This window comes from Quyinboa mangrovi (assembly GCF_042219825.1).
Taxonomy (GTDB): domain Bacteria; phylum Bacteroidota; class Bacteroidia; order Bacteroidales; family UBA5342; genus JBHJHP01.
In genome coordinates, this window is record NZ_JBHJHQ010000010.1 from 49,642 (window position 1) to 72,504 (window position 22,863).

At 39.5% G+C, this 22,863-nt stretch carries 23 protein-coding genes; 11 read left to right on the forward strand and 12 right to left on the reverse strand.

The annotated features are described in order from the left end of the window. Positions 1 to 73: 73 nt before the first annotated feature. The 9 genes from yidD to ACE1ET_RS18930 form a co-directional block, all read right to left on the reverse strand. The gene (gene yidD, locus ACE1ET_RS18890) at positions 74 to 316 is read right to left on the reverse strand and encodes a membrane protein insertion efficiency factor YidD (protein WP_375729987.1); all 243 of its coding nucleotides are present in this window, start codon (positions 314 to 316) and stop codon (positions 74 to 76) included. Further along, on the reverse strand, positions 309 to 689 hold the full coding sequence (gene rnpA / locus ACE1ET_RS18895) for a ribonuclease P protein component (RefSeq protein ID WP_375729988.1): 381 nt from the start codon (positions 687 to 689) through the stop codon (positions 309 to 311). The genes yidD and rnpA overlap by 8 nt, the downstream gene beginning before the upstream one ends. A 23-nt stretch (positions 690 to 712) precedes the next feature. Further along, entirely contained in the window at positions 713 to 1,462 is a 750-nt protein-coding gene (locus ACE1ET_RS18900; RefSeq protein WP_375729989.1) for a uroporphyrinogen-III synthase, read from the reverse strand. 27 nt (positions 1,463 to 1,489) lie between these two features. After that, entirely contained in the window at positions 1,490 to 2,152 is a 663-nt protein-coding gene (locus tag ACE1ET_RS18905) for a DUF4271 domain-containing protein (protein WP_375729990.1), read from the reverse strand. Positions 2,153 to 2,160: 8 nt separating this feature from the next. Continuing rightward, positions 2,161 to 3,801, reverse strand: coding sequence for a S41 family peptidase (locus tag ACE1ET_RS18910; RefSeq protein ID WP_375729991.1), 1,641 nt, complete (start codon positions 3,799 to 3,801; stop codon positions 2,161 to 2,163). Then, entirely contained in the window at positions 3,794 to 4,234 is a 441-nt protein-coding gene (locus tag ACE1ET_RS18915) for a deoxycytidylate deaminase (RefSeq protein ID WP_375729992.1), read from the reverse strand. The genes ACE1ET_RS18910 and ACE1ET_RS18915 overlap by 8 nt, the downstream gene beginning before the upstream one ends. Positions 4,235 to 4,314: 80 nt before the next feature. Then, a complete protein-coding gene (locus ACE1ET_RS18920) occupies positions 4,315 to 5,304 on the reverse strand; it encodes a calcium/sodium antiporter (protein ID WP_375729993.1) in 990 nt (329 codons plus the stop codon). 6 nt (positions 5,305 to 5,310) lie between these two features. Continuing rightward, positions 5,311 to 6,015 carry a phosphoadenylyl-sulfate reductase gene (locus ACE1ET_RS18925; RefSeq protein ID WP_375729994.1) on the reverse strand — a complete coding sequence of 235 codons (705 nt, stop codon included), beginning with the start codon at positions 6,013 to 6,015 and terminating at the stop codon, positions 5,311 to 5,313. Positions 6,016 to 6,123: 108 nt separating this feature from the next. After that, positions 6,124 to 6,810 carry a hypothetical protein gene (locus ACE1ET_RS18930; protein WP_375729995.1) on the reverse strand — a complete coding sequence of 229 codons (687 nt, stop codon included), beginning with the start codon at positions 6,808 to 6,810 and terminating at the stop codon, positions 6,124 to 6,126. A 297-nt stretch (positions 6,811 to 7,107) separates the two neighbouring features. Here ACE1ET_RS18930 and ACE1ET_RS18935 point away from each other — a divergent pair, with 297 nt between their 5' ends. Both ACE1ET_RS18935 and ACE1ET_RS18940 read left to right on the forward strand, forming a co-directional pair. Then, on the forward strand, positions 7,108 to 8,286 hold the full coding sequence (locus ACE1ET_RS18935; protein WP_375729996.1) for a GHMP family kinase ATP-binding protein: 1,179 nt from the start codon (positions 7,108 to 7,110) through the stop codon (positions 8,284 to 8,286). 1 nt (position 8,287) lies between these two features. Continuing rightward, positions 8,288 to 9,028: a nucleotidyltransferase family protein gene (locus ACE1ET_RS18940; protein ID WP_375729997.1), complete on the forward strand. Its 741-nt coding sequence runs from the start codon at positions 8,288 to 8,290 to the stop codon at positions 9,026 to 9,028. Positions 9,029 to 9,030: 2 nt separating this feature from the next. Here the strand turns inward: ACE1ET_RS18940 and ACE1ET_RS18945 are convergent, their stop codons facing one another. Together ACE1ET_RS18945 and ACE1ET_RS18950 are read right to left on the reverse strand one after the other, a co-directional pair. Further along, positions 9,031 to 9,864, reverse strand: a complete 834-nt coding sequence (locus ACE1ET_RS18945) for a phytoene/squalene synthase family protein (protein WP_375729998.1) — start codon at positions 9,862 to 9,864, stop codon at positions 9,031 to 9,033. Then, the gene (locus tag ACE1ET_RS18950; protein ID WP_375729999.1) at positions 9,848 to 11,335 is read right to left on the reverse strand and encodes a phytoene desaturase family protein; all 1,488 of its coding nucleotides are present in this window, start codon (positions 11,333 to 11,335) and stop codon (positions 9,848 to 9,850) included. The genes ACE1ET_RS18945 and ACE1ET_RS18950 overlap by 17 nt, the downstream gene beginning before the upstream one ends. A gap of 190 nt (positions 11,336 to 11,525) precedes the next feature. Here ACE1ET_RS18950 and crtD point away from each other — a divergent pair, with 190 nt between their 5' ends. The 9 genes from crtD (at position 11,526) to ACE1ET_RS18995 (ending at position 20,143) form a co-directional block, all read left to right on the forward strand. Then, positions 11,526 to 13,007, forward strand: coding sequence for a 1-hydroxycarotenoid 3,4-desaturase CrtD (gene crtD / locus ACE1ET_RS18955; protein WP_375730000.1), 1,482 nt, complete (start codon positions 11,526 to 11,528; stop codon positions 13,005 to 13,007). A gap of 11 nt (positions 13,008 to 13,018) precedes the next feature. Then, positions 13,019 to 13,684 carry a carotenoid biosynthesis protein gene (locus ACE1ET_RS18960; protein WP_375730001.1) on the forward strand — a complete coding sequence of 222 codons (666 nt, stop codon included), beginning with the start codon at positions 13,019 to 13,021 and terminating at the stop codon, positions 13,682 to 13,684. A gap of 3 nt (positions 13,685 to 13,687) precedes the next feature. Next, positions 13,688 to 14,314 (forward strand): 1-acyl-sn-glycerol-3-phosphate acyltransferase, encoded by a 627-nt coding sequence (locus tag ACE1ET_RS18965; protein WP_375730002.1) that lies wholly within the window; start codon positions 13,688 to 13,690, stop codon positions 14,312 to 14,314. Next, positions 14,311 to 15,405, forward strand: a complete 1,095-nt coding sequence (locus tag ACE1ET_RS18970; protein ID WP_375730003.1) for a glycosyltransferase family 2 protein — start codon at positions 14,311 to 14,313, stop codon at positions 15,403 to 15,405. Before ACE1ET_RS18965 ends, ACE1ET_RS18970 begins: the two co-directional genes overlap by 4 nt. Further along, on the forward strand, positions 15,405 to 16,715 hold the full coding sequence (locus ACE1ET_RS18975) for a cryptochrome/photolyase family protein (RefSeq protein WP_375730004.1): 1,311 nt from the start codon (positions 15,405 to 15,407) through the stop codon (positions 16,713 to 16,715). Before ACE1ET_RS18970 ends, ACE1ET_RS18975 begins: the two co-directional genes overlap by 1 nt. Further along, complete coding sequence (locus ACE1ET_RS18980) at positions 16,712 to 17,440, forward strand: tetratricopeptide repeat protein (RefSeq protein WP_375730005.1); 729 nt, start codon at positions 16,712 to 16,714, stop codon at positions 17,438 to 17,440. Before ACE1ET_RS18975 ends, ACE1ET_RS18980 begins: the two co-directional genes overlap by 4 nt. A 4-nt stretch (positions 17,441 to 17,444) precedes the next feature. Then, a complete protein-coding gene (locus ACE1ET_RS18985; RefSeq protein WP_375730006.1) occupies positions 17,445 to 18,062 on the forward strand; it encodes a LysE family translocator in 618 nt (205 codons plus the stop codon). Between the two features lie 222 nt (positions 18,063 to 18,284). Continuing rightward, the gene (locus ACE1ET_RS18990; protein ID WP_375730007.1) at positions 18,285 to 18,641 is read left to right on the forward strand and encodes a hypothetical protein; all 357 of its coding nucleotides are present in this window, start codon (positions 18,285 to 18,287) and stop codon (positions 18,639 to 18,641) included. Between the two features lie 176 nt (positions 18,642 to 18,817). Next, positions 18,818 to 20,143 (forward strand): sigma-54-dependent transcriptional regulator, encoded by a 1,326-nt coding sequence (locus tag ACE1ET_RS18995; RefSeq protein ID WP_375730008.1) that lies wholly within the window; start codon positions 18,818 to 18,820, stop codon positions 20,141 to 20,143. A gap of 25 nt (positions 20,144 to 20,168) precedes the next feature. On the opposite strand, the gene ACE1ET_RS19000 is transcribed toward ACE1ET_RS18995, so the two are convergent. Further along, complete coding sequence (locus tag ACE1ET_RS19000) at positions 20,169 to 22,664, reverse strand: hybrid sensor histidine kinase/response regulator (RefSeq protein WP_375730009.1); 2,496 nt, start codon at positions 22,662 to 22,664, stop codon at positions 20,169 to 20,171. Between the last annotated feature and the right edge of the window lie 199 nt (positions 22,665 to 22,863).

A 22,863-nucleotide genomic window follows, 5' to 3' on the forward strand; every position in this document is an offset into this window, starting at 1 on the left:
TTAAACTTATGTAAACACAAATTTAAACAAAAAGCGAAAATTACCAAAATTTATGTTAACTTTTTATTGATTTTTATGGTACAGGGTCATACCCGGATCCTCCCCAAGGATTACACCGCAGAATGCGTTTCACAGATAGCCAGAGGCCTTTGAATGGCCCATATTTTTTTAAGGCCTGTACAGAATATTCAGAACAGGTAGGCGTATACCGGCATGAAGCGGGAATTAATGGAGAGATAACATACTGATAAAATTTAACCAGCAGTACAAGAATACCAGTCAGCAACTTCTTCGGTATGTTTAAAACCTTATTCATTTCCCTCTGCCATTTTATCTAAGAGCTTTTTCATTTTTGATCGAATAAAATCAAAGCTATGAATCTCTTTGGATATATAAACCAATCCCACGTCATAATGTTTGTCATTTAAAAGAGCTGCCATTTCAGGTTTTAATATCCGGTAGGCTTCCCGTATTCTTCTTTTTAAAAGATTTCTGTGAACTGCTCTTTTATAATTTTTCTTGGAAACTGTAATCAGAATTCTGTTTTCAGAAAGATTCACAGACGGGTCATGAGAAATATAATAAACAAGAAATGGGTGTAAAAAGAACGACTTCCCGGAAGTAAATAATTTGCTTACAGCTAGTTTACCGGAAAGTCGTTCTTCCTTTTTAAATGTTTTATCTAACATTCTGATCTGAGTTTAACCTCAGTCTATTTCTTTTTGTTGTATTCAGTAATAAACTGATCGAGAGCCATTGCCATAGATGGAGCCTGAGGATTCGGAACCTGTATATCCAGTCTTAATCCGGCTTCCTGCACTGCTTTGGCAGTAGATGCACCAAAACTGGCAATTTTTGTTTCATTCTGTTTAAATTCCGGAAAGTTCTTAAGCAAGGATGCTATTCCCGACGGGCTAAAAAATACAAGAATATCATAATTTACATCAGCCAGGTCAGACAAGTCACTGCTAACCGTTTTGTACATGATGGCCTTGGTATAATTAAATCCGTTTGCGTTAAGCAGTTCCGGTATCTGCGGCTTGTGAATATCGGATAGTGGAACCAGAAATTTTTCATCTTTATGCTTTTGCATCACCTCTACCAGATCCGGAAATTTTCCTGTGCTGTTAAATATTTTCCGTTTCCTGTAAACAATATATTTCTGCAGATAAAATGCAGCGGCTTCCGAAATGCAGAAATACTTCATGGTATCCGGAATAGTCAAACGCATTTCCTGGGCAATTCTGAAATAATTATCGATGGCTGTTCTGCTTGTAAAAACTACAGCAGTATGGTCCAGAATTGACACTTTCTGACTTCTAAAATCCTTTGCTGAGACAGGTTCAACCTGAATAAAAGGTCGAAAATCTATTTTAACACCGGTTTTATCGGCTAAATCGTAGTAGGGCGATTTTCCCGTTGCTGGCTCTGGCTGTGAAACTAATACCTTTTTGATCTTCAAGACTTTATTCCTTTATATTAGACATCTTCACCCACTGTTTAAGGCTAACTTTACGGCTAGCATTAATGGCAAAATTTCGAGGACACAAAAATACAAAATCACATAGATAAATGAACTTAAATTGCTAAAAAAAATATTAACACTCCTGACAAGCAGGACAACAAGGTAAATTGCGAGTAAAAAAATCCCGATATTAAGCCCGGTTTCCATACCCTTATAGGTATACGTAATAACAACAACAACCGGTAAAAGCAAAAGCCCCAAAATCATATTAAAGACCTGGTAACTTTTCAGCCATTCTGAAGTCTTATCCTCCGACCCCAACAGATAGTTCCAGTATCTTACTATTCCAATCTTCAATACATGGTACGTCAAAATCAACACACACAGTTCAAGATAAAATACAAGTCCGCCCCCTACATTAAAGTAAACCGCAAGATGATGCAAAAATAATCCGGTGATTAACACATGAACAATACTAAGAACCAGGCCCATACGAAATTCACTGACGGTATTACTTGCGAACAGACTTTTTCGGTTATGCCCATGCATAACCTCCAACGAACGTTGCTCGAGAAAGCCGCCCGCATTCCGCCACACACTCCAGATAAAAAAACCGGACAATAAAATCACAACCGTCATCCAGTCAGAATGATACAATGGAGCAGCTATGTTATTATCAACCGGCATTTACCGTATTATTTTGCAGTTAATATTGCATTATATTGTACACCCGGTTCATTCAGAACAGCTACTGCAGTATCAATAGTGGCATCCAGCGTATTGAATATCGGATAGAACCCGTCGTTATCAAAAATATTCCGTGCAATATAGGCCTTTACCTGTGTCTCTATTAAACGACCGGAAACCTTTAAATCTTCCGGTTTTATTTTAACGTGCCATTCATTTTTTGCCATGTCCAGAAACATCTCCATCACCGGATGATCCTTGTAATAATCCAAAAGAGCATCCACGTCAGCCAGCTTATTAAGCTCCTGACGATGTTCATCTGTATACCTGAACGCAAATTTATATATCAGGCCTTTTCTAACAAGGTTTTCAAAAAGTGGCGTAATCCCCGTTGTGTCCACCGGGACAAATATATCGGGCATAATACCTCCGCCACCATATACCAGTCTCCCGTTTACAGTGTGGTATTTTTCCGCTTTATTCAGATGGATGCTGTCTTCGCTGTTCATTTCCCCATTCTGATAGCGCTCCATGATATCTTTATAGTAATCTTTATTCCCGTTTTTATAGCTTTTCTGAATACATCTTCCCGATGGCGTGTAATACCTGGAGATAGTTAATCTGACCGCCGAACCGTCTCCAAGGCCCATCTGGGTCTGAACCAAACCTTTACCAAACGACCTGCGTCCTATAATTACGCCTCTGTCATTATCCTGTATCGCCCCGGCAAAAATCTCACTGGCCGAAGCCGACCATTCATCAATAAGAACTGCAAGACGAACACTCTTCATACTACCATGACCATCAGCTCTGTAATCAGTTCGCGGAAATGCTTTTCCCTCAGTATAAACAATCAGTTCACCCCGCTGTAAAAACTCATCAACCATACGATTTACAACTTCCAGATATCCACCCTGGTTTCCTCTTAAATCAACAATTACGGATTTACAACCGGCATACTGAACCTTGGCCAATGCGTTTAAAAACTCTTCGAACGTATTTCTGCCAAAATTCCTGCTCACTTTAATATAACCTGTGGTTTTATTAATCATGTACGATACATCAACACTATAAGTTGGTATATCGCCCCGGATGATCTCAAAGTCAATAACACCATCCATTCCCGGTCTGACAACACCGATTTTTACTTTTGTCCCCTTCTCTCCTCTTAAGGTATTCATTACCTTGGTATTCGATATTTTATCACCTGTAAAAGAAGTGTCATTTACCATTACAATTCTGTCTCCGGCCATTATACCCACTTTTTCAGATGGTCCTCCTGAAACTACCTGGATGACCATAACCGTATCATCCTGTATATTAAACTGCACACCAATACCGCCAAAACTTCCGTTTAACTCTTCGTTTACAGATTGAAGATCCTTTGCAGGAATATATACGGAATGCGGATCCAGCTTATCTAAAATATCAGGTATAACTTCCTCAATAATTTCCTTCTTATTCACTGTATCCACATACTCTTTATCAATCATTTCTATCAGGGTACTCAGTTTATTACCCTGAGACAGGTTAATCAGAGACGCTGGTCTGCTTTCCGAATTTCCGGCCATTCTGTTTCCCAAAATAATCCCAATCACAATTGCGATAGCAATGTAAACCGGCCAGAGTTTTTTTAATACGTTATTCATTTTCCTTTGTATCTATATCAATATATTTTACCTCGATTCCTGCTCTTTTCAACAGGTTGATGCCATCTTTCAGCCTGTATTCTTCCGAATAAATGACCCGCGTTATACCGGCCTGAATAATAAGTTTAGCACATTCAATACATGGAGAAGAAGTCACATAAAGCGTGGCTCCGTCACTGCTGTTATTGGATCTTGCGACTTTCGTAATCGCATTGGCTTCAGCATGTAAAACGTAAGGTTTTGTTGTATTGTTCTCATCTTCACATTTATTCTCAAACCCCGACGGTGTGCCGTTGTATCCGTCTGAAATTATCATCTTCTCCTTTACAAGCAAGGCTCCAACCTGACGCCTTTCACAATAGGAGTTTTCAGCCCAGATACCTGCCATCCTAAGATACCTTCTATCCAGCAATTCCTGTTTTTTTTCTTTCATATTATTATTAGAATCAAGTATCAAGACACAGGAATCAAGATATTTTCATCTTGCGTCTTACATCTTATGTCTTATGTCTTTTAAAAAAGCATTGCAATATAAACGATGTAAAGCAAAAACAACATCACTCCGCCCCAAAAAGATAACATGCCATTTCTTAAATCCGATAAGATTTTGATGTCTCTGTCTGCTTTCCATGCTGTAAGATTTGCCTTGAACGGATAAATAACCAGCATTAGTAATATTCCGAGGATGGCCATCCACAACAAATCAATCCTGAATGCCATATAATCTACCGGTATCGGATGAATGACAGATGTTATGCCGAGTACTACAAGAATATTAAACAGATTAGAACCTACAATATTGCCCACTGATATTTCTGTTTCCTTTTTAAACGCTGCTACCAGAGATGCTGTCAGTTCCGGAACACTGGTCCCGAATGCTACAACTGTAACTGATATCACCCGTTCACTTACGCCCAGTGAAGAAGCTATGTCAGAAGCAGATTTAACCAGCAAATCGGCTCCCCATGCCAGTCCTGCACATGCTACCAGCACAATGACTATTGCCAGCCATACAGGGTATGTTTTATCAACTTTTTCTTCTTCAGTTTTATTTCTTGACATGGATGTTTTGATGGCACGCCAGGTAAATATGATAATGGCCACTACCATAATTACACCCTGATATCTTTCTATGGTTCCGCTTTGAAAAAACAACCACAAAAAGAAATAACTGATCATCATAAACAACCAGTCCGAAAACAATCTTTTTGATACTACAGGAAGTGCAATGACTATCGCTGTCAATCCTAGCACCAGGGCAACATTGGCAATATTAGATCCTACCACATTACCCACAGCTATATCAGGATGCCCATCTATTGCCGCCCTCAGCGAAACAATCAGTTCTGGTGCTGAAGTGCCAAATGCCACAATTGTCATTCCTATAACCAGCGAGGATATATGAAATCTGGAAGCAATGCTTACACTGCCTTTAACCAGTCCGTGTCCGCTAATGATCAGAAGGGCTAAACTTGAAATCAGGATCAGGATTGAAGTAAACATACAAAACTACCGTTTATGCAAACCACATTCTTTTGTTTCGGGATTCTCCCACCACCATCTTCCGGCCCGGATATCTTCACCCTCTGCAATGGCTCGAGTACAAGGCTGACAGCCAATACTGGGAAAGCCTTTATTGTGAAGTGCATTGTACGGCACCCCATTCTTTTTAATATAATTCCAAACATCATCTTCAGTCCAGTTTGCAAGGGGATTAATCTTTAATAATCCGTTGGGTTCATCCCATTCCACCACCTGAATGTTTTGTCGTGTAACTGACTGAGAAGCTCTCAAACCACATACCCAGGCATCGAGTGTTTTAAAAGCCCGTTTTAATGGTTCAATTTTTCTTATCCCACAACACAGTTTACGGTTTTCAATACTGTTATAGAAAAGGTTGATCCCTTTTTCCTTCACCATCTGTTCTACAGATTTATAATCCGGAAACATGACATCAATTTTAATGCCGTATTTGTCGTTTGTTCTTGAAATCAGACTATATGTTTCGGGAAATAACCTTCCGGTATCAAGCGTAAATATTTTCATTCCTCCTGCATGGTGCACAACCATATCCGTCAACACCTGATCTTCTGCACCCAGACTGGATGACAATGCAATTTTGTCCCTGAATTCGTTATAAAAAAAAGATAACACCTCTTGTGGAGTCTTATCTTTCAAAACTTCATTATAATACGTTACCTTGTCTTTTAACATGCAGTTTTTGTTTGAAAAAACAAAGATAACAACTTTTTGACAGGTACAGGTTTAATTAAGATTTGTTATAAAGAGTACTCCTTTTATTTTGGGTTCTTCTCTTAAATCTTAAACCACCATATCATTATTCCACAGTTTTTTCTGCCATGCGGCATAAAGATCCAGGGAATATGTTTTTGCATTGCCTTCGCAGCTTACCAGAAACCTGCGCTGAGCCACTAACACCGAAGAAGAAACCAAACCAAATTTATAATCCAAAGGGGTGATGGAAATGCATAAAATGTTGTATTTCAAAAGTTTTATCTTTAGCCCTTCCAGCTTACCGTAATAATCCACAAGCAAACCAATGTTATACTCGCTCAATAGATCTGACAACTGTAATAATTTCTTTTCCAGACCTTCGATACTTATCAAAGGAAGAATCAGATAGCGTAAACTTTTATTTGCTGCCAGAAACCGTTCAAGTTCTTTTAGCTCCGGTATCTGTGAATCAGCGGAGTACAATTCTTTAAAATGAACCTTATTTATAGCTGCGATCTGCTTCACAAACGTTCCCCTTGATGAATTATTGACAACTGCCAGGCTCTGATCGAAGGATGTACAGGACGTAATCAGTGATTCAATGGCGAGAGATGACACCCCGGAGAAATTCAACACTTCCATTCCAATACTATCTCTTACCGTACATGCTTCTCTAACCTCCTCTTCAAGTTTTTCCACTGATATCATATTCTCTTTGTCAGAAGACAACTTAATCTGCTCCCCCGTATTCCATATTCTGTTTAATCTGTCCATAGCTGTAATTTTATATGCAAATTATTAGTTCAGGATTATAATAAGGTTAAAACGGCATTAAATTGGTATTACAGAAAAAGAATCGGGTACCAGGAATCAAGTATCAGGATAAAAGATTTATTGGTAACTCCTGACCTGTAACCTGTAACACGTAACCTGTAACCTGTAACACGTCACGCATGGTTTCTGAGTATATCGAAGCACAATTTATCATATGGAAAATACTTACACCTTAAAGTAAGATAATGCAACCGTTTTTTACTTTATTTGTACTCACCTGTGTAAAAACAGAACGTTATGAGAAAGACATTTCAAACTCTATTCCCGGATACAGATGAGTCCATTATTCGGCATGCATACAGTCCATACAGGATTTGCCCCGTAGGTGCACATGTAGATCATCAGCACGGCCATGTTACCGGTTTTGCCCTGGATCACGGTGTAGATCTGTACTATATTCCAACAAAAAACGGCATAATTAACCTTTTCAGCCGCGATTTTGAGGGACAGGTTCTGTTTACAATGGACGACCTGGGCGAAAAACCAACCACGTGGGGACGTTATGTCAAAGCAGCCATATATTCCCTCTCAAAAAACTACGAACTTGAGAACGGAATTCAGGGCCTTATTTCAGGATCCCTTCCTGTTGGAGGTCTTTCATCATCAGCAGCAGTGTTGTTGTGTTATATTATGGCGCTGGCTGATGTCAATCACATTTCACTCAGCGAAAAGGAATTGATCCAGGCTGCATTTGAAGCAGAAAAAGAATATATCGGACTGAACCTCGGAACGCTGGACCACAGTTGTGAAGTATTATGCAGGAAAGATAACCTGCTATATCTTGATACACGGGATAACTCATACAAACTGATCCCATCACCGGAAAACATGCCGGAATTTGATCTGTTTATCTTTTTCAGCGGGCTAACCCGGACATTAATCAATACAGGCTACAATACCCGAACTGATGAATGTAAAGTGGCTGCATTTAGTCTTTACGCCTACGAAGGTCTGCCATATACCGTGGTGAAAGATATGCGGCTTCGCATGGTACATAAAACAGTATTTGAAAAGTGGAAAGATAAACTCCCTGAGCCTTTGTCAAAAAGGGCTGCTCATTTTATGTCGGAACACGATCGTGTGGACGATGCGGTGAGAGCTTATGCAGAAGGCGATATCGCAAAGCTGGGAAAAATCATGTTTGAATCGGGCTGGAGTTCGATCACACAATGGGAATCGGGCTGTGAAGAAACCATTGAACTGTATAACATTATGAAAACCACACCGGGAATTTATGGTGGCAGATTCAGTGGCGCCGGATTTAAAGGATGTTGTATTGCCATCGGTGATCCGGCTAAACGGGACGAAATAACAGAATCCGTGTCAAGAAGATACCTGGAGAAGTTCCCTGAACTTACCGGAAAGTATTCGGTTCATGTATGTAAAACAGCCGATGGCGCCAGAAGGATTAAATAATATGGATGCACTGATACTTGCTGCGGGATATGCCACACGCCTCTACCCTTTAACAAAAAATTTTCCAAAACCGTTATTAAAAGTTGGCGGGAGAAGCATTCTGGACAGGCTGGTTGACGACCTGGACCAAATTGCAGAAATCGACCGGATTATTGTAGTTTCCAATGATACGTTTTATCAGCATTTTGTAGACTGGAAAACAAAATCCGGATCCCCAAAAGAAATCCTATTGCTGAACGACGGGACCACCAACAACAATAACCGTCTCGGAGCAGTAAAAGATATACTGTTTACCATCGAAAAACTTCATGAGGTTAAGGATCTCTTGGTTTTGGCAGGCGACAACGTGGTGGATTTTTCATTCGGTGAATTTATCCGGTATGCCATATCAAAAAACCGGAGTTGTATTTGTTGTCACCATGAACCTTCGGTTCCGGCCTTACAAAAAACCGGAGTGCTGGAAGCAGATAATGATTTCAAGGTTATCAAGCTTCACGAAAAGCCAGAGAACCCTCCATCTCACTGGGCGGTTCCACCATTTTATGTATATATGAAAAAAGATTTCCCCTTAATTAAAACTTCTGTGGACAACGGTTGCAAACCTGATGCTCCGGGGAACCTTGCGGGCTGGCTAAGCTCTCAAACAGATGTGTACGCCTGGCCAATGACCGGATCGAGATATGATATTGGAGACCTTAAATCGTACGAAGCTGTGGATGCCATTTTTACAAATAAGGCTTAATATCAGATACTATAAATCTGGTTCTTTACTAACACTTTAAACAGCAACCACATTTTGTATTGATCCGAAATCCTGCAACGCTTGTTCATGATTGCATGTGCCGGTGTTCTCTTAATTTTGATTAACAGTTCATTGTAATATGTATATGCAAGTAAAACCCCAAGCCTGACTGAGGATTGTAATGCCAGAATTCCCTCAAATGCTTCATCGAACTCTTGCTGAATTTCAGTTTCCAACCTGTGTTTGAGATCATCATCGAATCGATTAAAATCCACTCCGGGGAAATAATTACGCCCCCTGTCTTTGAAGTCGTCTTTCAGGTCGCGTAAAAAGTTTATCTTTTGAAAAGCTGAGCCGAGTTTGCGGGCAGGACTGACCAGTTTGCTAAACTTTTCGCGGTCACCGGCACAGAATACACACAAGCACATCAACCCCACAGCCTCAGCGGATCCGTATACGTAAGTATCGAACGAGTTCTTGTCGTGAACGGTCATTTTCAGGTCCATCTCCATGCTTTTCAAAAAGGCATCAATATATGCCTGATCGATATCATATTTGTGAACCACCCACTGAAAACTGTGTAATATCGGATTGGTGCTGAAAGACGCTGTAATAGCTTCATCAGTCTGTTGTACAAAATCACTGAATACAGCTTCCTGATCCTGATCGTAAAAGGTATCAACAATTTCATCTGCGAACCGTACAAAACCATATATAGCATAAATAGCTTTCTGCGTTTCATAGTCGAGAGACCTGACACCCAAAGAAAAAGAAGTGCTGTAATTAAGCGTTGTTTTCCGGCTGCAATCCAGAGCGTTTTTAAGATAAAGATCCATAACGTTTGTCAATTTGTTCAACGGTTAGCGCGGAGCTGATTAAAGTCATTGGCAACCCGGTGCCCGGAATGGTAGATGCACCGGTATAAAATACATTCCTGAATTTCTCATCCCGATTGGCGGGACGCATCCAGGCCATCTGGCTGATTTTATGCCCAAGACCAAGACCACTCCCTCTGAACAGATTAAACTGCCTCTCCCACTCCTCAGGCGAGTAGATGGTCCTGGTTTTTATATGTGGCCGGATATCATATCCGGTTTGTTTTACAAAATCATCTATAATACGATCGGCAAATTGCTCTTCATCTGTCCAGTCGTTTTTGAATCTTAAATCAGGCACAGGACATAAAAAGAACAATGCCTGATGTCCCTCTGGTGCAGCCGTAGGATCACTCATGGATGGGACATTTACATAATAATATGGCTGCTCCCCGTTAAATGCAGATGTAAAGACGGTATCAGCATAATCCCTGAAATCCTGCCCCAAAAAGTAATTATGTTTTTCCAGTCCGGGAACCTCTCCTTCAATACCAACATAGATGGTAAACGGAGCCATGGTCCATTGCTTTTTCACCAGCTTTTCTTCAGAAAATCCGGATCGTTTAAAGACCTGCCCTCTGAAGGCTGCTGCATCGGAATTTACAATCATCAGATCGGCTTCCCATGCTTTTCCGTTCTGATCTACGAACCCATGAAGATTTCTGCTTCCATTGGCTTGATAATCCACGATTTCAGAATTGTATACAATTTCCACATTTAACTTCCTGAGTTCCTTTTCTATCGCCTCTACCAAAGCGTACATTCCTCCTTTTATCCCAAAGTATCCATCGTGCTTAAACTCAGAATAAGACAATATGGAATATAAGGCAGGAGTGTCAAACGGCGTACCGCCCAGAAAAAAAGACACAAGTGAAAAAATCTGCTTAATTTCCTTCGATTCAAACCGCCGGTCCACCTCTTCCCAGAAACTGCGCCTTAACTTAGGCAAATGTTTGGGCGGAACACGTAACAGTCCTATCGCATAAGCTAAGAACGAATTGAAATTCCTTTTAACAATAACATCGAAGGTATCGTGGAATAATTCACCCGTATCCTCCAGGTATTTAATATATTTTTTTTCGAAATCAGGCTCCAGATGTCCGATAGACTCAATCATCTTTTGAGGATCCTTATAGAGTTTATACACCGCTTTTTCATTTCTGAACCGAACTGTATAAAGCGGATCCAAAGGAAACAGTTCAACATCAAGCTGAACACCGGTGTCTTTTTCAAATTCCTTCAGCACGTAGCTCATACTAAAAAATGTCGGTCCGGTATCAAACCTGAAACCATCAACCTCCAAACGATTTAAACGCCCTCCGGCCCGACTGTTTTTCTCAAGAATCTTAACATCATACCCTTTAGATGCAAGACGTAATGCTGATGCCAGTCCAGCCAAACCACTACCTACTATTAATACTTTTTTACTCATATAAAGGTTTTGCTGTTGTAATAAACACTCATATGCACACCTTTGTTAAATCCACAACTTACAATATATCAAATATTTGTAAAATTTGCACCATGTTTTGCAACTATTATGAAATGTTCGGAATTCCTTAAACAAACTTCCAGTATTTTCATCTGTTAAATGTTTATATTTGGATGTCAATCGTAACCTTATGCAAAAAGCACTCGTCATTGGTGGTGGAATAGGGGGCCTTGCCGTAGCCCTGAGACTTAAGAAGGCCGGTCTGGATGTAGAACTTTTTGAAAAGAACTCAACCATTGGGGGTAAAATGGGAGAAATCCGGTCAAAGGAATTTCGATTTGATACAGGCCCGTCGCTTTTTACACTTCCCGAATTAAGTGATGAACTGTTTGAACTTTTTGGTAAAAATCCCCGTGATTACTTTTCGTATACAAAACTTGAAAACTCCTGCCGTTATATTTTTCAGGACGGCACAGTTGTAAATGCATGGGCCGATACTGACCGGTTCAAGAATGAGGTGCACAATGTTTTAAATGAGCCGGAGGAAAATCTAACAACTTATCTGGAACGCTACCGAAAGCTTTTTAAGACTGCTTCTCCGGTTTTTTTGTTCAATGCCTTTCAACGCTGGAAGAATTTTACAAAAAAAGAATTCAGGGGTATGCTATTTCACCTGCATGAGCTGGATTCGATCAAAACCATGCACACGCGCAATAAAAAGGCTTTTAATTCCCCAAAACTTGTACAGATTTTCGACAGGTATGCTACATACAATGGTTCTGACCCATTCAGAGCACCAGCCACTTTAAACATGATAGCCCATTTGGAGCATAATCTTGGCGCATATTTCCCGGACAGAGGCATACGATCGATCGCACTTTCACTGGAAAAACTGGCAATTGAAGTAGGGGTAAGAATTCATACAAACACCCCGGTCGAAAAAATTCTGACCGAAGGCAAAAGTGTATCAGGAATTGTATGCAAGGATCAAAAAGTAGATGCAGATATTATTGTCAGTGATGCAGATGTCAGAACGGTATACATGAATATGTTTGAAGGAATCAGACCACCAAAATCAATTATTAATAAAGAATTGTCCTCGTCGGCGTTAATCTTCTATTGGGGAGTTGATTTTGAAAGCAATCTGGATGTTCACAACATCCTGTTTGCAGAAGACTACAAAGCTGAATTCAAAGCAATTTTCAAAGACAAAACCTTGTATCACGATCCTACGGTTTACATCTTTATCAGTAAAAAAGTTGTCAATGACGATGCTCCTCAAGGCTGTGAGAACTGGTTTGTAATGATCAACGTTCCGGCTAATCAGAATCATAATTGGGATCAATTAAGAGAGGATGCCAGAACAATGATTCAAAAAAAAATTAATAAATTGCTACACGTGAACATAAGCGAACATATTGTGACTGAAAACATTGCCGATCCGGTAACTATTGAACGTAACACCTCTTCTTTCAGGGGGGCGCTTTACGGAAACAGTTCCAACAGCATGTTTGCAGCATTTAACCGGCATGCAAATTTCAGTACGCAGTTCCAAAATTTATGGTTTACCGGCGGAAGTGTTCATCCGGGTGGTGGCATCCCCTTATGTATTGCTTCTGCAAAGATTGTAGCCAGTGAGGTAGAGACATATTTCATAAATCAAAGCATTTAACCAATTTAGTTATGGATGTAAAACGAATAGCTCTTCCGAGACCGGAACCATCGAAGGCCATCCGATCCATTTCATCAGTTTTACTGGTGGGAATAATTGGATTTGCCATCCCTTTTTCCAGACCTGTCTTTCAGGCAATGACACCGATCGTTATCCTGCTGGCAGTTATTGGTTCAATACGCTATCACGATGGAGACCGGAACCTTAAAATGATTTTAGTCTCACTGTTTATACTGCTTGCGGGTTTTAGTATTGAAGTAATAGGAGTGAAAACCGGCATTATTTTCGGAACTTACAGTTACGGAAAAGTATTGGGTCCGAAACTAATGGGAACCCCTGTGATCATTGGATTAAACTGGTTACTCCTCATCTATACTGCCCGTGCAATGGTTGAATACTGGGATACATCGGAATGGATTAAAGTACCTGTTGTTGCCATATTGGTTACAGCATTCGATATTGTGCTTGAACCGGTGGCCATAAAACTTGGCTTCTGGAGCTGGGAAGCCATCCAGGTTCCGCTTCAGAATTATTTGGCATGGTTTGGTATTGCCCTGATATTTTCATCGCTTATGACCTTATCAAAAGTGAAACTGATGAACGAAATGGGTGGTCCGCTCTTTTTTATGCTTTTCCTTTTCTTCCTGGTACTGAATATTGTAATTCTTTTTATCTGATCCATGATAGAAGCCCGTCATCATAAACAATATGAACAATTTTTTAAGTGGTATCTTAACCGCATTCTAAAAAAAAACTTCCATCAGGTCAAATATCTGGATTGCGGATATAGCAGACAAAGTGCGCCCACACTCGTTATTGGAAATCATTTTAGCTGGTGGGACGGATTCTGGATGTTGGAATTAAACCGTAAAAAGCTGCAGAAAAAATTTCATATTCTGATGTTGGATGAGCAGCTTAAACCGCGTATGTTTCTGAATAAACTTGGAGCTGCAGGGATTACGAAAAACAGCAGGGATATCATTACAATGTTGGAGTACTGTTCCAAACTGATGCATGACCCGGAAAATATCCTCTTCTTTTTCCCGGAAGGAGAGATCAGACCACAAAACCAGAACAAATTGCATTTTGAAAAAGGAATTATGCGCATCATTGAACGGTCACCGGATTATCTTCAGTTGATGTTCGTGGTCAACCTGACAGAGTATTTTTCACATAAAAAGCCAACCTTATTCTCCTTTTACAAAAGCATTGAAGCAAAATCGTTTTCTGATATTCGTGCGATGGAAGATGCTTACAGCAGCTTTTTGGCAGAATGCAAAAACCAACTAAAACTATATAATGTATGATTGCTGTAGCTGTAATCATATTATTCTATCTGTTGATCCGCAACGTGGTTGTACTGTATAATTTTGCCGTACAACCCTACCTTATTCGCCTTGTTCCCGAAAATGAACCGCTGATTTCCATTCTGATACCTGCACGAAATGAAGAAGACAACATTGGTTCGCTACTGAAACTTTTAACTTTACAAACATACAGAAGCATGGAAATTCTGGTGTATGATGATCAAAGCGATGACAGGACAGCAGAAATAGTTACCGGTTTTTTAAAAGCTGACAACAGGATAAAACTGATAAAAGGACAAAAACTAACTGAAGGATGGCTGGGAAAAAATCATGCGTGCTATCAGCTTGCCAAAGCCTCCAATGGAGATTATTTAATGTTTATAGATGCCGATGTACGTCCTGAAGCTTATCTGGCCTCCAGCGCTGTCGGCTATTTACAGCACAAAAAAGCAGGCTTGTTATCCATTTTCCCACATCAGATTAAAAAATCCATCGGTGAGCAGTTAACAGTTTCTTTGATGTACGATATACTGTTAACACTGCTCCCCCTTGCTTTTGTCAGGAAAAGCAGACGCCCTGTTTTTAGTGGTGCAAACGGCCAGTTTATGTTGTTTGAACGATTGGTTTACATGGAACACCAGCCACACTGGTGGAAAAAAGATCAGCCTGTGGAAGACATAGCCATTATGCAGCTGTTTAAAAAGTTTAATATTCCCTGCATTACCTTATTGGGTGGAGAAGATATTGCCTGCCGTATGTACAATAACGGAACAGGAGCCATCAACGGATTTGCCAAAAATGTCATCCGTTTTTTTGGCAACAGCATTCCGTTTACCGTGTTCCACGCACTGGTTACAACATTTGGACTTGTTGTCATGTTGATGATGCCTGATTTCAGGTTTTTGTCGATGTACCTCATTGGAGTTCTGGTTTACAAAGCTGTAGTTGGAAGAATGTCACGGGAAAGCATATTAAAAGCATGGCTTCTGATCATTCCCCGCCAGCTTATGTTTATCATAGTCGTGATCCGGGCTCTGATATTCAGGCTCCGTCAAGATTATTCATGGAAAGGGAGAAACATTAAAATCTGATGACACAACAACAAAATATTGCGATATTCTGGTTTCGCAGAGATTTGCGTTTACACGACAACCATGGCCTCTTTAAAGCTCTCAGGTCTGGCTTACCGGTAATGCCACTGTTTATTTTTGATACTGATATTCTGGAAAAACTTGATAACAGATCCGACCGACGTGTAGCGTTTATTCATGAAAAAATAACTGAACTCAAGGCAAAACTGAACAAGGCCGGCTCGGATCTGCTTGTAAAACACGGGAAACCGGTTGAAATTTACAGGGAGCTGTTCAGGGAATATAACATCAGATCAGTTTGGTTCAACCGCGATTACGAACCGGATGCCATTCAGCGAGACAAGGATGTAAAAGAACTTGCAAAGAATAACGGAGCTGAAGTTTTCTCGTTTAAAGATCAGGTAATTTTTGAAAAACAGGAGGTGGTAAAAGATGACGATGCCCCCTATACTGTTTTCACACCTTACAGTAAAAAGTGGTTATCAAATCTGACAGATACAAACCTGGAATCTTTCCCTTGCGAAGACCATACGGATTCATTTTTAAAAATTGAACCAACACCTCTGCCGTCTTTGCATGATATTGGTTTTGAAGAGACTGATCATTTGGTTCTGCCAGCTCATATTGATGAAGATATTATAGGTGGTTATGATAAAACGCGTGATTTTCCTGCGCAGGACGGAACATCGCGGGTTTCAGTTCATCTCCGCTTCGGAACCATAAGCATCCGTGAACTTGCCGGGACTGCTCTGCGATTAAATAAAACATATCTGAATGAACTTATATGGCGTGAGTTTTATATGATGATTTTATGGCATTTCCCGTATGTGGTTGACGGCGCCTTTAAGCCGGTATACAACCATATTCCGTGGCGTAACAATGAAAAAGAATTCGAAGCGTGGCGTAACGGAAAAACAGGTTATCCCATCGTAGATGCTGCTATGAACCAGATAAACCGTACTGGCTATATGCACAACCGGGCCAGGATGATTGTTGCCAGCTTCCTGACTAAACATCTTTTAATTGACTGGCGATGGGGAGAAGCTTTTTTTGCAGAAAAGCTGACAGACTACGAACTTTCGAGCAATAATGGTGGATGGCAGTGGGCGGCAGGAACAGGATGTGATGCAGCGCCCTATTTCAGAATCTTTAACCCTGAATCGCAAACGAAAAAATTTGATCCTGACGGGAAATATATTGAACAGTGGTTAGGTGATGATACATATATGGTTCAGCCAATTGTGGAACATAAGGTAGCCCGTGAAAGGGCTTTAAGAGTATACAAGGAAACACTTGATAAACTAAGATGAAACAGATAACTGCCATATTCCTGCTTTTATATTTTACGTCGTTTCTGAAATCCCAAAATTTCAAAGCTGAGATTTACAACGCTTACATTTCAGGCGATATGACAAAATGGGAGCTTGTTTTAAGTACTATGGAAAAACAATATAAAGCCCAGCCTTCTTACACATTACTTGAAAACATTGTTGAGATTCAGTATGGCTTAATTGGTTATCTGATTGGTGCAGAGCAGGATGATAAAGCCGAACAGATTCTGGAAGTTGCTGAAAAAAATCTGGACCTTTTAATGAACCGAAATGATAAAATTGCCCGGTACTGGGCCTACAAATCGGCTTTTACAGGGTTCAAAATTGGTATTGCTCCCTACAAAGCGCCTTTTCTTGGTCCACGCAGTTTTTCGTATATCAAAGAAGCGATGGTACTGGATGAAAATAATCCGTATGTCCTGATGGAATATGCCAACGGCAAATACTATGCACCTGCTTTTTCCGGAGGAGATAAACCTTTGGCTTTAAAGGCATATGCCAAAGCTATCCTTATTTTGGAAAAAGATACTCTGAACCTGAAAAACAGCTGGTATTACCTTATGGCTAAAACAAATTACGGGACAGCCCTGCTTAAAAAAGGTGATAATTCTGATGCAATTCGTATTTTTGATGAGATTCTTGACTTTGAACCCCGTTACAAGTGGGTCGCAGAAGAATTGAAACCAAATGCATTAAAAAACTGATCTGATGTTCGACCTCGCTTCCCTGCTCTTCTTTTTAGGATCTTCAGTTCTTATAACACTGGCTCCTGGTCCTGATATTATATTTACCATTACCCAGGGATTGTCGAACGGTAAAAAAGCAGGCGCTACAACGGCCATAGGCCTTGCGAGCGGGAACCTGGTTCATACAACAGCAGCGGCATTAGGATTGTCGGTTTTATTTAAAACTTCGCCGCTTGCATTCTGGATTCTGAAAATTGCCGGCGCATTATACCTGCTCTACCTGGCCTTTCAAAGTATCAGACACCGAAACGATACCCTGAATATATCCGCAGCAAATGGGAAAAAAGAGAATCTGTTCTGGCGTGGATTCCTTATGAATATTATGAATCCCAAGGTTGCCCTGTTCTTTATTGCTTTCCTTCCACGTTTTGTTGATCCTGATAATGGCAGGGTTATGCTTCAATTTATTGTGTTAGGACTGATTTTTGCAGTTCAGGTAGTATTTGTGTTCGGTGCAGCCGGTTATTTTGCAGGAGCATTTGGTGAAATGCTTCGAAAACATAAGGGATTTTCACGCTACATGAACATCATTTCTGCAGTCGTCTTTACCGGAATAGCCGTTTCACTCCTATTTTTCTGATCCGGAATTTTTAAGCTGCTTCCTGTAGAAATTATCTACAGGATCATGATGAATCTACAACTGATTGGTTTTTTCTGTATGCCATAAAGACTTCATCAAATAATTTTTAATCCATTGATTTATTACAATTTAATCTCTGCAAGAACCTGAACACTAATTTATGGCACATGCTTTTCATATACCTGATCAAAGAATAACAATTACTAATTAAAAATTTGAGTTATGAAAAAATTAATGATTTTAACAGCAGCTGTGTTAACCCTTGGATTATCAGTACCAACTATAAGCAACGCAATGATTGATGAAAATCCTGTAGCTACCGCACCGGATGAAATAACCTATCAGGAAATTACTAAAGATGATGTTCCTGAAGTTATAACAACGGCATTAAGCGAAAAATTTTCAAACTTCACCATAGATAAATATTATCTGGGAAGTGACGGAAATTACAAAGTTGATGTAAGTAAGGAAGATGCAAAATGGGCCCTTTATTTTGATAAAGAAGGGACAGTTTTTAAGAAAGAAGATTTGAATTCGGATAGTTCTGAAGAAGAACAATCAAACCCAACAGAAGAGTAAACTTCATAAAAAGTACCCAAATCATCTTAATTATCATCAGGATAACAGGTATCCATGACCTCTGACCGGAGCCCTCCGGCAGAGGTTTTTTTGTTAAATAGTGTACAACTATAAATACATATTGTTCTTCTGAACCAATATTCCTAAATTGGTGCATTCTTTATGACCGATACTATATGGCAAATATTTTGATAATTGATGATGATGTTACGTTTTGTTTAATGCTCAAAACCTACCTTGAAAAGCATAAACATAAAGTCACCTCCGTTTTTTCACCCTCAGATCTTAAACAGCTTATTACAAAAACTTTCTTTGATGTTGTTCTCACGGATCTTCGTTTGCCGGACATAAGCGGAATGGAAGTCATCAAACTCATAAAAAGCACCTCTCCCAAAACGCAGATTATCATGATGACGAGCTATGCCAACTATAATACTGCCATTCAATCCATTAAGGAAGGAGCTTTCAATTACATTCCAAAACCATTTTTGCCTGATGAAGTACTGAAACTAATAGCTGAAGCCCTCGAAACTGTAAAGCACGATAAGGTAAGTAAGCCTGAAAATCATAAACCCGACAAAGAATTTATTGAAGGTACAAGTCCTGCATCCAAACGTTTGAAACGATACATTGAACTAGTGGCTCCCACACCTATGTCAGTCCTGATAATTGGGGAGAGCGGAACCGGTAAGGAATTAGTGGCGAGAACAGTTCATAACCTGAGTGAACGAAAAGGGAAGCCTTTTATAGCCGTGGATTGCGGTGCCATTCCGAAAGAACTTGTGGCCAGTGAATTTTTTGGACATATTAAAGGTTCGTTTACCGGAGCAGTGACGGATAAGGTCGGACAATTTGAGGCTGCCAATGGAGGAACTTTATTTCTGGATGAAATTGGTAACCTCTCGTATAATTCGCAGGTTCAGTTGCTTAGAACGATACAGGAACGTGTTATAAAGCCCGTGGGAAGCACAAAGGAAATTAAAATTGATGTGCGCATTGTTGCCGCGACAAACGAAGATTTACGTGAAGTCTGCGAAAAAGGAGATTTCAGGGAAGATTTATTTCACCGCCTGAACGAATTCATGATCGAAGTTCCGGCCTTGAGGGAACGACAGGCTGATATAATGACTTTTGCCAATCATTTTCTGGATCAGGCCAATGCATTTTTAAACCGTAATGTAAGTGGTTTTGATGATGAGGTCAGGGATATTTTCATGAATTATGACTGGCCGGGAAATCTCCGGGAAATGCTGAATGTAGTAAAAAGAACCACTTTGCTAACGGAGGGAGGTATAATAACCAGGGTAGATATCCCCGATGAATTGTATCAAAAACCTGACAGTGAATCAGCATTTTCATTGTACAACAGTCAGAATGAAAAAGAACTGATACTGAAAGCGTTGGATGCAGCCGGGAATAATAAAAGTCAGGCCGCAAGATTACTTAAAATAGATAGAAAAACGCTTTATAATAAACTTAAGCTTTACAATATTGAACCCTGAAAACAAGACTCTGGCAATACCAAATTCAGATGCCTTCATTTTCCCGGATCGATTGAAGCAGGAGATTCATCTTACGGATTCCTTCAAACGTGAGTTCTAATATTTCTTGTTCTGACAACTTAAGTTTTTCATAATTTTCAAGTGAACTGAAAATCTGAATTAATTCCGTTATTTCCATCTGCCTCAGGAAATTCAGCATTTTATGAGCTACCTCCCCTATTTTTACAAAATTTCTTTCTGCAGCATATGACTCCAGGAATGTTATGTGTTCTTTACTTGCAGAAACGAAGGAAGTCAGTAATTCCCGCAAGCTATCTTTATCCTCTCCAACAAAGCTTTTTATCTTATCCAGAGAATATTCGATTTCCGTCTTAAGGCGCGTCTCGTCCTTTTTTATTTTATCCAGGTTTTGATAAATTATCTGCAATAAACCATCGGGGTCAAAAGGTTTCTGAATAAAGGCCAGAAACCGTTCCACTATCTTTTTATTCTCAGACTCGTCCTTTCCCGACATGGCTACTGCGGGGAATTTACCTCCGGACTTTTGCTCGATCATTTTCAGTAATTCCGGGCCATCCAAACCAGGCATCTGGATATCTGTTATTAAAAGATCTGTTGCACCGGTCTCAAACGCATCAGCTGCCTGAACCGGATCATTAAAAGTTTTTACGCTTGCATGTTTTGCTTTAAGGACAGCTTTCAACATTTCGAGCATAATTTCATCATCATCAACAACCCAGATCCGTATTCCACTAATATCCTGCTTATAGCCAGATTCCGAATCTAACTTAACTTTTTTACTGTATTCAGGAGCCTGATCTGTTCTTTCAAGAGGAAAGCTTACCTTAAAATGACTGCCCTTCCCCGGTGAACTTGTTATATCAATTTCGCCTTTTAACAGGTCCACAAGCTTTTTAGTAATTGCAAGGCCCAATCCGGTTCCCTCGAACGCCGCCTTATTAGCTTTCCCTCTCGTAAACTCATCAAAAATGTGCAGCAATTCATCTTTGTCCATCCCAACTCCCGTGTCGATTACATCCAGTGTTATCGTATCAAATGATTCATCCAGTTTATCTTGCTCCACATTTATTTCGACCGAACCCACATTGGTGAACTTTATAGCATTGGATATCAGGTTCACTAAAATTTGGGTTAATCTAACCGGGTCACCTATATAATTTTGATCCGGAAGAATATTATTGTGTACTGTAAAAGCAACGTTTTTATTGGATGCACCGGGCCGGTAATTTTCTGTAACCTCTTCGATCAGTAAGTTTAAATTAACCGGAACCGGATTCATGTTCAGTTTTCCCTGCTGCAAACGGGCCAGATCAAGGAGACTGTTTACCAGTTTTAAAATATGTTTCGAGGATTGATCAATATTTGTAATATACCGTTTAACTTTTGGATTTGGTTTCTCTCCTGCAATAAGGCTTGTGAAACCTGAAATGGCATTCAGGGGAGATTTAAGATCATGCGTTAAACTCAGCATAAACTGTTCTTTACTTTTCAAAACCTTTTCAGTTTCATTTTTAGCCGTTTCAAGACTTTGTCTGTAATGCTGACTTTTAGATACATCGCGCAGTATATTGATTGAAAAAAACAATATCGTAAACAACGACAACATTCCAAGAATAACAATATAGCGCGTGATCATTCCATTATGCTCCTGCTGTTCGTATACTTTAGTAAATGAACGCATTAACTCTTCATTCTCAATCACAGATAAAATCTCCTTAAGCTGCAGCGTAATCGTATTGTCACTTTCCAGAATTTCCTTTTCCTTAAGGCTTATCTGCTTTTCTGCATTCGTGCTTCTACTCTTGATTTCCTTTGCAATGGAATTAAGTAATGCAGCCACAGAATCAGCAGGATTCATATCATTATACAGACTATCTCTCTGAATATATTTGCTTATTTTAACCTGCAAAGATGAATCCTTTGGAGTCGGATCACTAAAAAGACCAAATAAGCGATTAAAAAATTTAGGTCTTTCCTGCTTCACATAGGTTGTATCGTACTTTGTTGTTTGTCGCTGATTGATGGTAAAATAATTAATGATGGAGTCTCTGTTGACTTCCAGATCTTTCAGCGTTTTTTCATAAAGTGCATTAGCCGAATAATTCTCCTTGAGGTATTTAAGTTCCTGGATATTTTTCTTTTTATTCTCCAGAAGGCTCAAAATTGTGTCGGCATGAATCTTTTGTAACGCACTGAACATTAACGTATTTAATGAATCAATTTGTGTTTTAACACTGTCCATTAATTCCAGGTAGCCTGAATAATATTTGTAATCACCCGTTTGTAAGAGATTCCTTTCAAGTCCTTCGGCTGTATACAAATTGGAAAGTATTCCGTTTATGTAGATAATTTTTTCATTTGCAGGACTTAATTCCACATTTTCCTTATCCGACCGTACAAGTTCTGAATATACAAGCCACCCTGTTAAACCTGTAATAATTACAAGAATCAGATAACCCAAAAAAAGCTTAACTTTTATATCCTGTAACGGATTTCTCATATTCTTAATTTTCCTGTTTAACTTTAGAATAAAAGATATAATACTATTAAAACAATCCTATTCAAAAAAAACGTATTTCAAACTTATTCTAACTACAACAAAACCAATACCAAAATATTTTATTCGTTATAGAATGTAAAATCATATTCTCTCACAATAAAATATAACCTACTTATTATGTGTTTTTTATATCCTACTT

Coding starts and splice junctions, on each gene's coding strand:
- crtD (WP_375730000.1), top strand. CDS start 11,526: ATGCAAAAAGCACTCGTCATTGGTGGTGGAATAGGGGGCCTTGCCGTA.
- ACE1ET_RS18940 (WP_375729997.1), top strand. CDS start 8,288: ATGGATGCACTGATACTTGCTGCGGGATATGCCACACGCCTCTACCCT.
- ACE1ET_RS18990 (WP_375730007.1), top strand. CDS start 18,285: ATGAAAAAATTAATGATTTTAACAGCAGCTGTGTTAACCCTTGGATTA.
- ACE1ET_RS18905 (WP_375729990.1), bottom strand. CDS start 2,152: ATGCCGGTTGATAATAACATAGCTGCTCCATTGTATCATTCTGACTGG.
- ACE1ET_RS18920 (WP_375729993.1), bottom strand. CDS start 5,304: ATGTTTACTTCAATCCTGATCCTGATTTCAAGTTTAGCCCTTCTGATC.
- ACE1ET_RS18995 (WP_375730008.1), top strand. CDS start 18,818: ATGGCAAATATTTTGATAATTGATGATGATGTTACGTTTTGTTTAATG.
- ACE1ET_RS18970 (WP_375730003.1), top strand. CDS start 14,311: ATGATTGCTGTAGCTGTAATCATATTATTCTATCTGTTGATCCGCAAC.
- ACE1ET_RS18915 (WP_375729992.1), bottom strand. CDS start 4,234: ATGAAAGAAAAAAAACAGGAATTGCTGGATAGAAGGTATCTTAGGATG.
- ACE1ET_RS18935 (WP_375729996.1), top strand. CDS start 7,108: ATGAGAAAGACATTTCAAACTCTATTCCCGGATACAGATGAGTCCATT.
- ACE1ET_RS18975 (WP_375730004.1), top strand. CDS start 15,405: ATGACACAACAACAAAATATTGCGATATTCTGGTTTCGCAGAGATTTG.
- ACE1ET_RS18960 (WP_375730001.1), top strand. CDS start 13,019: ATGGATGTAAAACGAATAGCTCTTCCGAGACCGGAACCATCGAAGGCC.
- ACE1ET_RS18925 (WP_375729994.1), bottom strand. CDS start 6,015: ATGTTAAAAGACAAGGTAACGTATTATAATGAAGTTTTGAAAGATAAG.
- yidD (WP_375729987.1), bottom strand. CDS start 316: ATGAATAAGGTTTTAAACATACCGAAGAAGTTGCTGACTGGTATTCTT.
- ACE1ET_RS18945 (WP_375729998.1), bottom strand. CDS start 9,864: ATGGATCTTTATCTTAAAAACGCTCTGGATTGCAGCCGGAAAACAACG.
- ACE1ET_RS19000 (WP_375730009.1), bottom strand. CDS start 22,664: ATGAGAAATCCGTTACAGGATATAAAAGTTAAGCTTTTTTTGGGTTAT.
- ACE1ET_RS18980 (WP_375730005.1), top strand. CDS start 16,712: ATGAAACAGATAACTGCCATATTCCTGCTTTTATATTTTACGTCGTTT.
- ACE1ET_RS18930 (WP_375729995.1), bottom strand. CDS start 6,810: ATGGACAGATTAAACAGAATATGGAATACGGGGGAGCAGATTAAGTTG.
- ACE1ET_RS18910 (WP_375729991.1), bottom strand. CDS start 3,801: ATGAATAACGTATTAAAAAAACTCTGGCCGGTTTACATTGCTATCGCA.
- ACE1ET_RS18985 (WP_375730006.1), top strand. CDS start 17,445: ATGTTCGACCTCGCTTCCCTGCTCTTCTTTTTAGGATCTTCAGTTCTT.
- rnpA (WP_375729988.1), bottom strand. CDS start 689: ATGTTAGATAAAACATTTAAAAAGGAAGAACGACTTTCCGGTAAACTA.
- ACE1ET_RS18950 (WP_375729999.1), bottom strand. CDS start 11,335: ATGAGTAAAAAAGTATTAATAGTAGGTAGTGGTTTGGCTGGACTGGCA.
- ACE1ET_RS18965 (WP_375730002.1), top strand. CDS start 13,688: ATGATAGAAGCCCGTCATCATAAACAATATGAACAATTTTTTAAGTGG.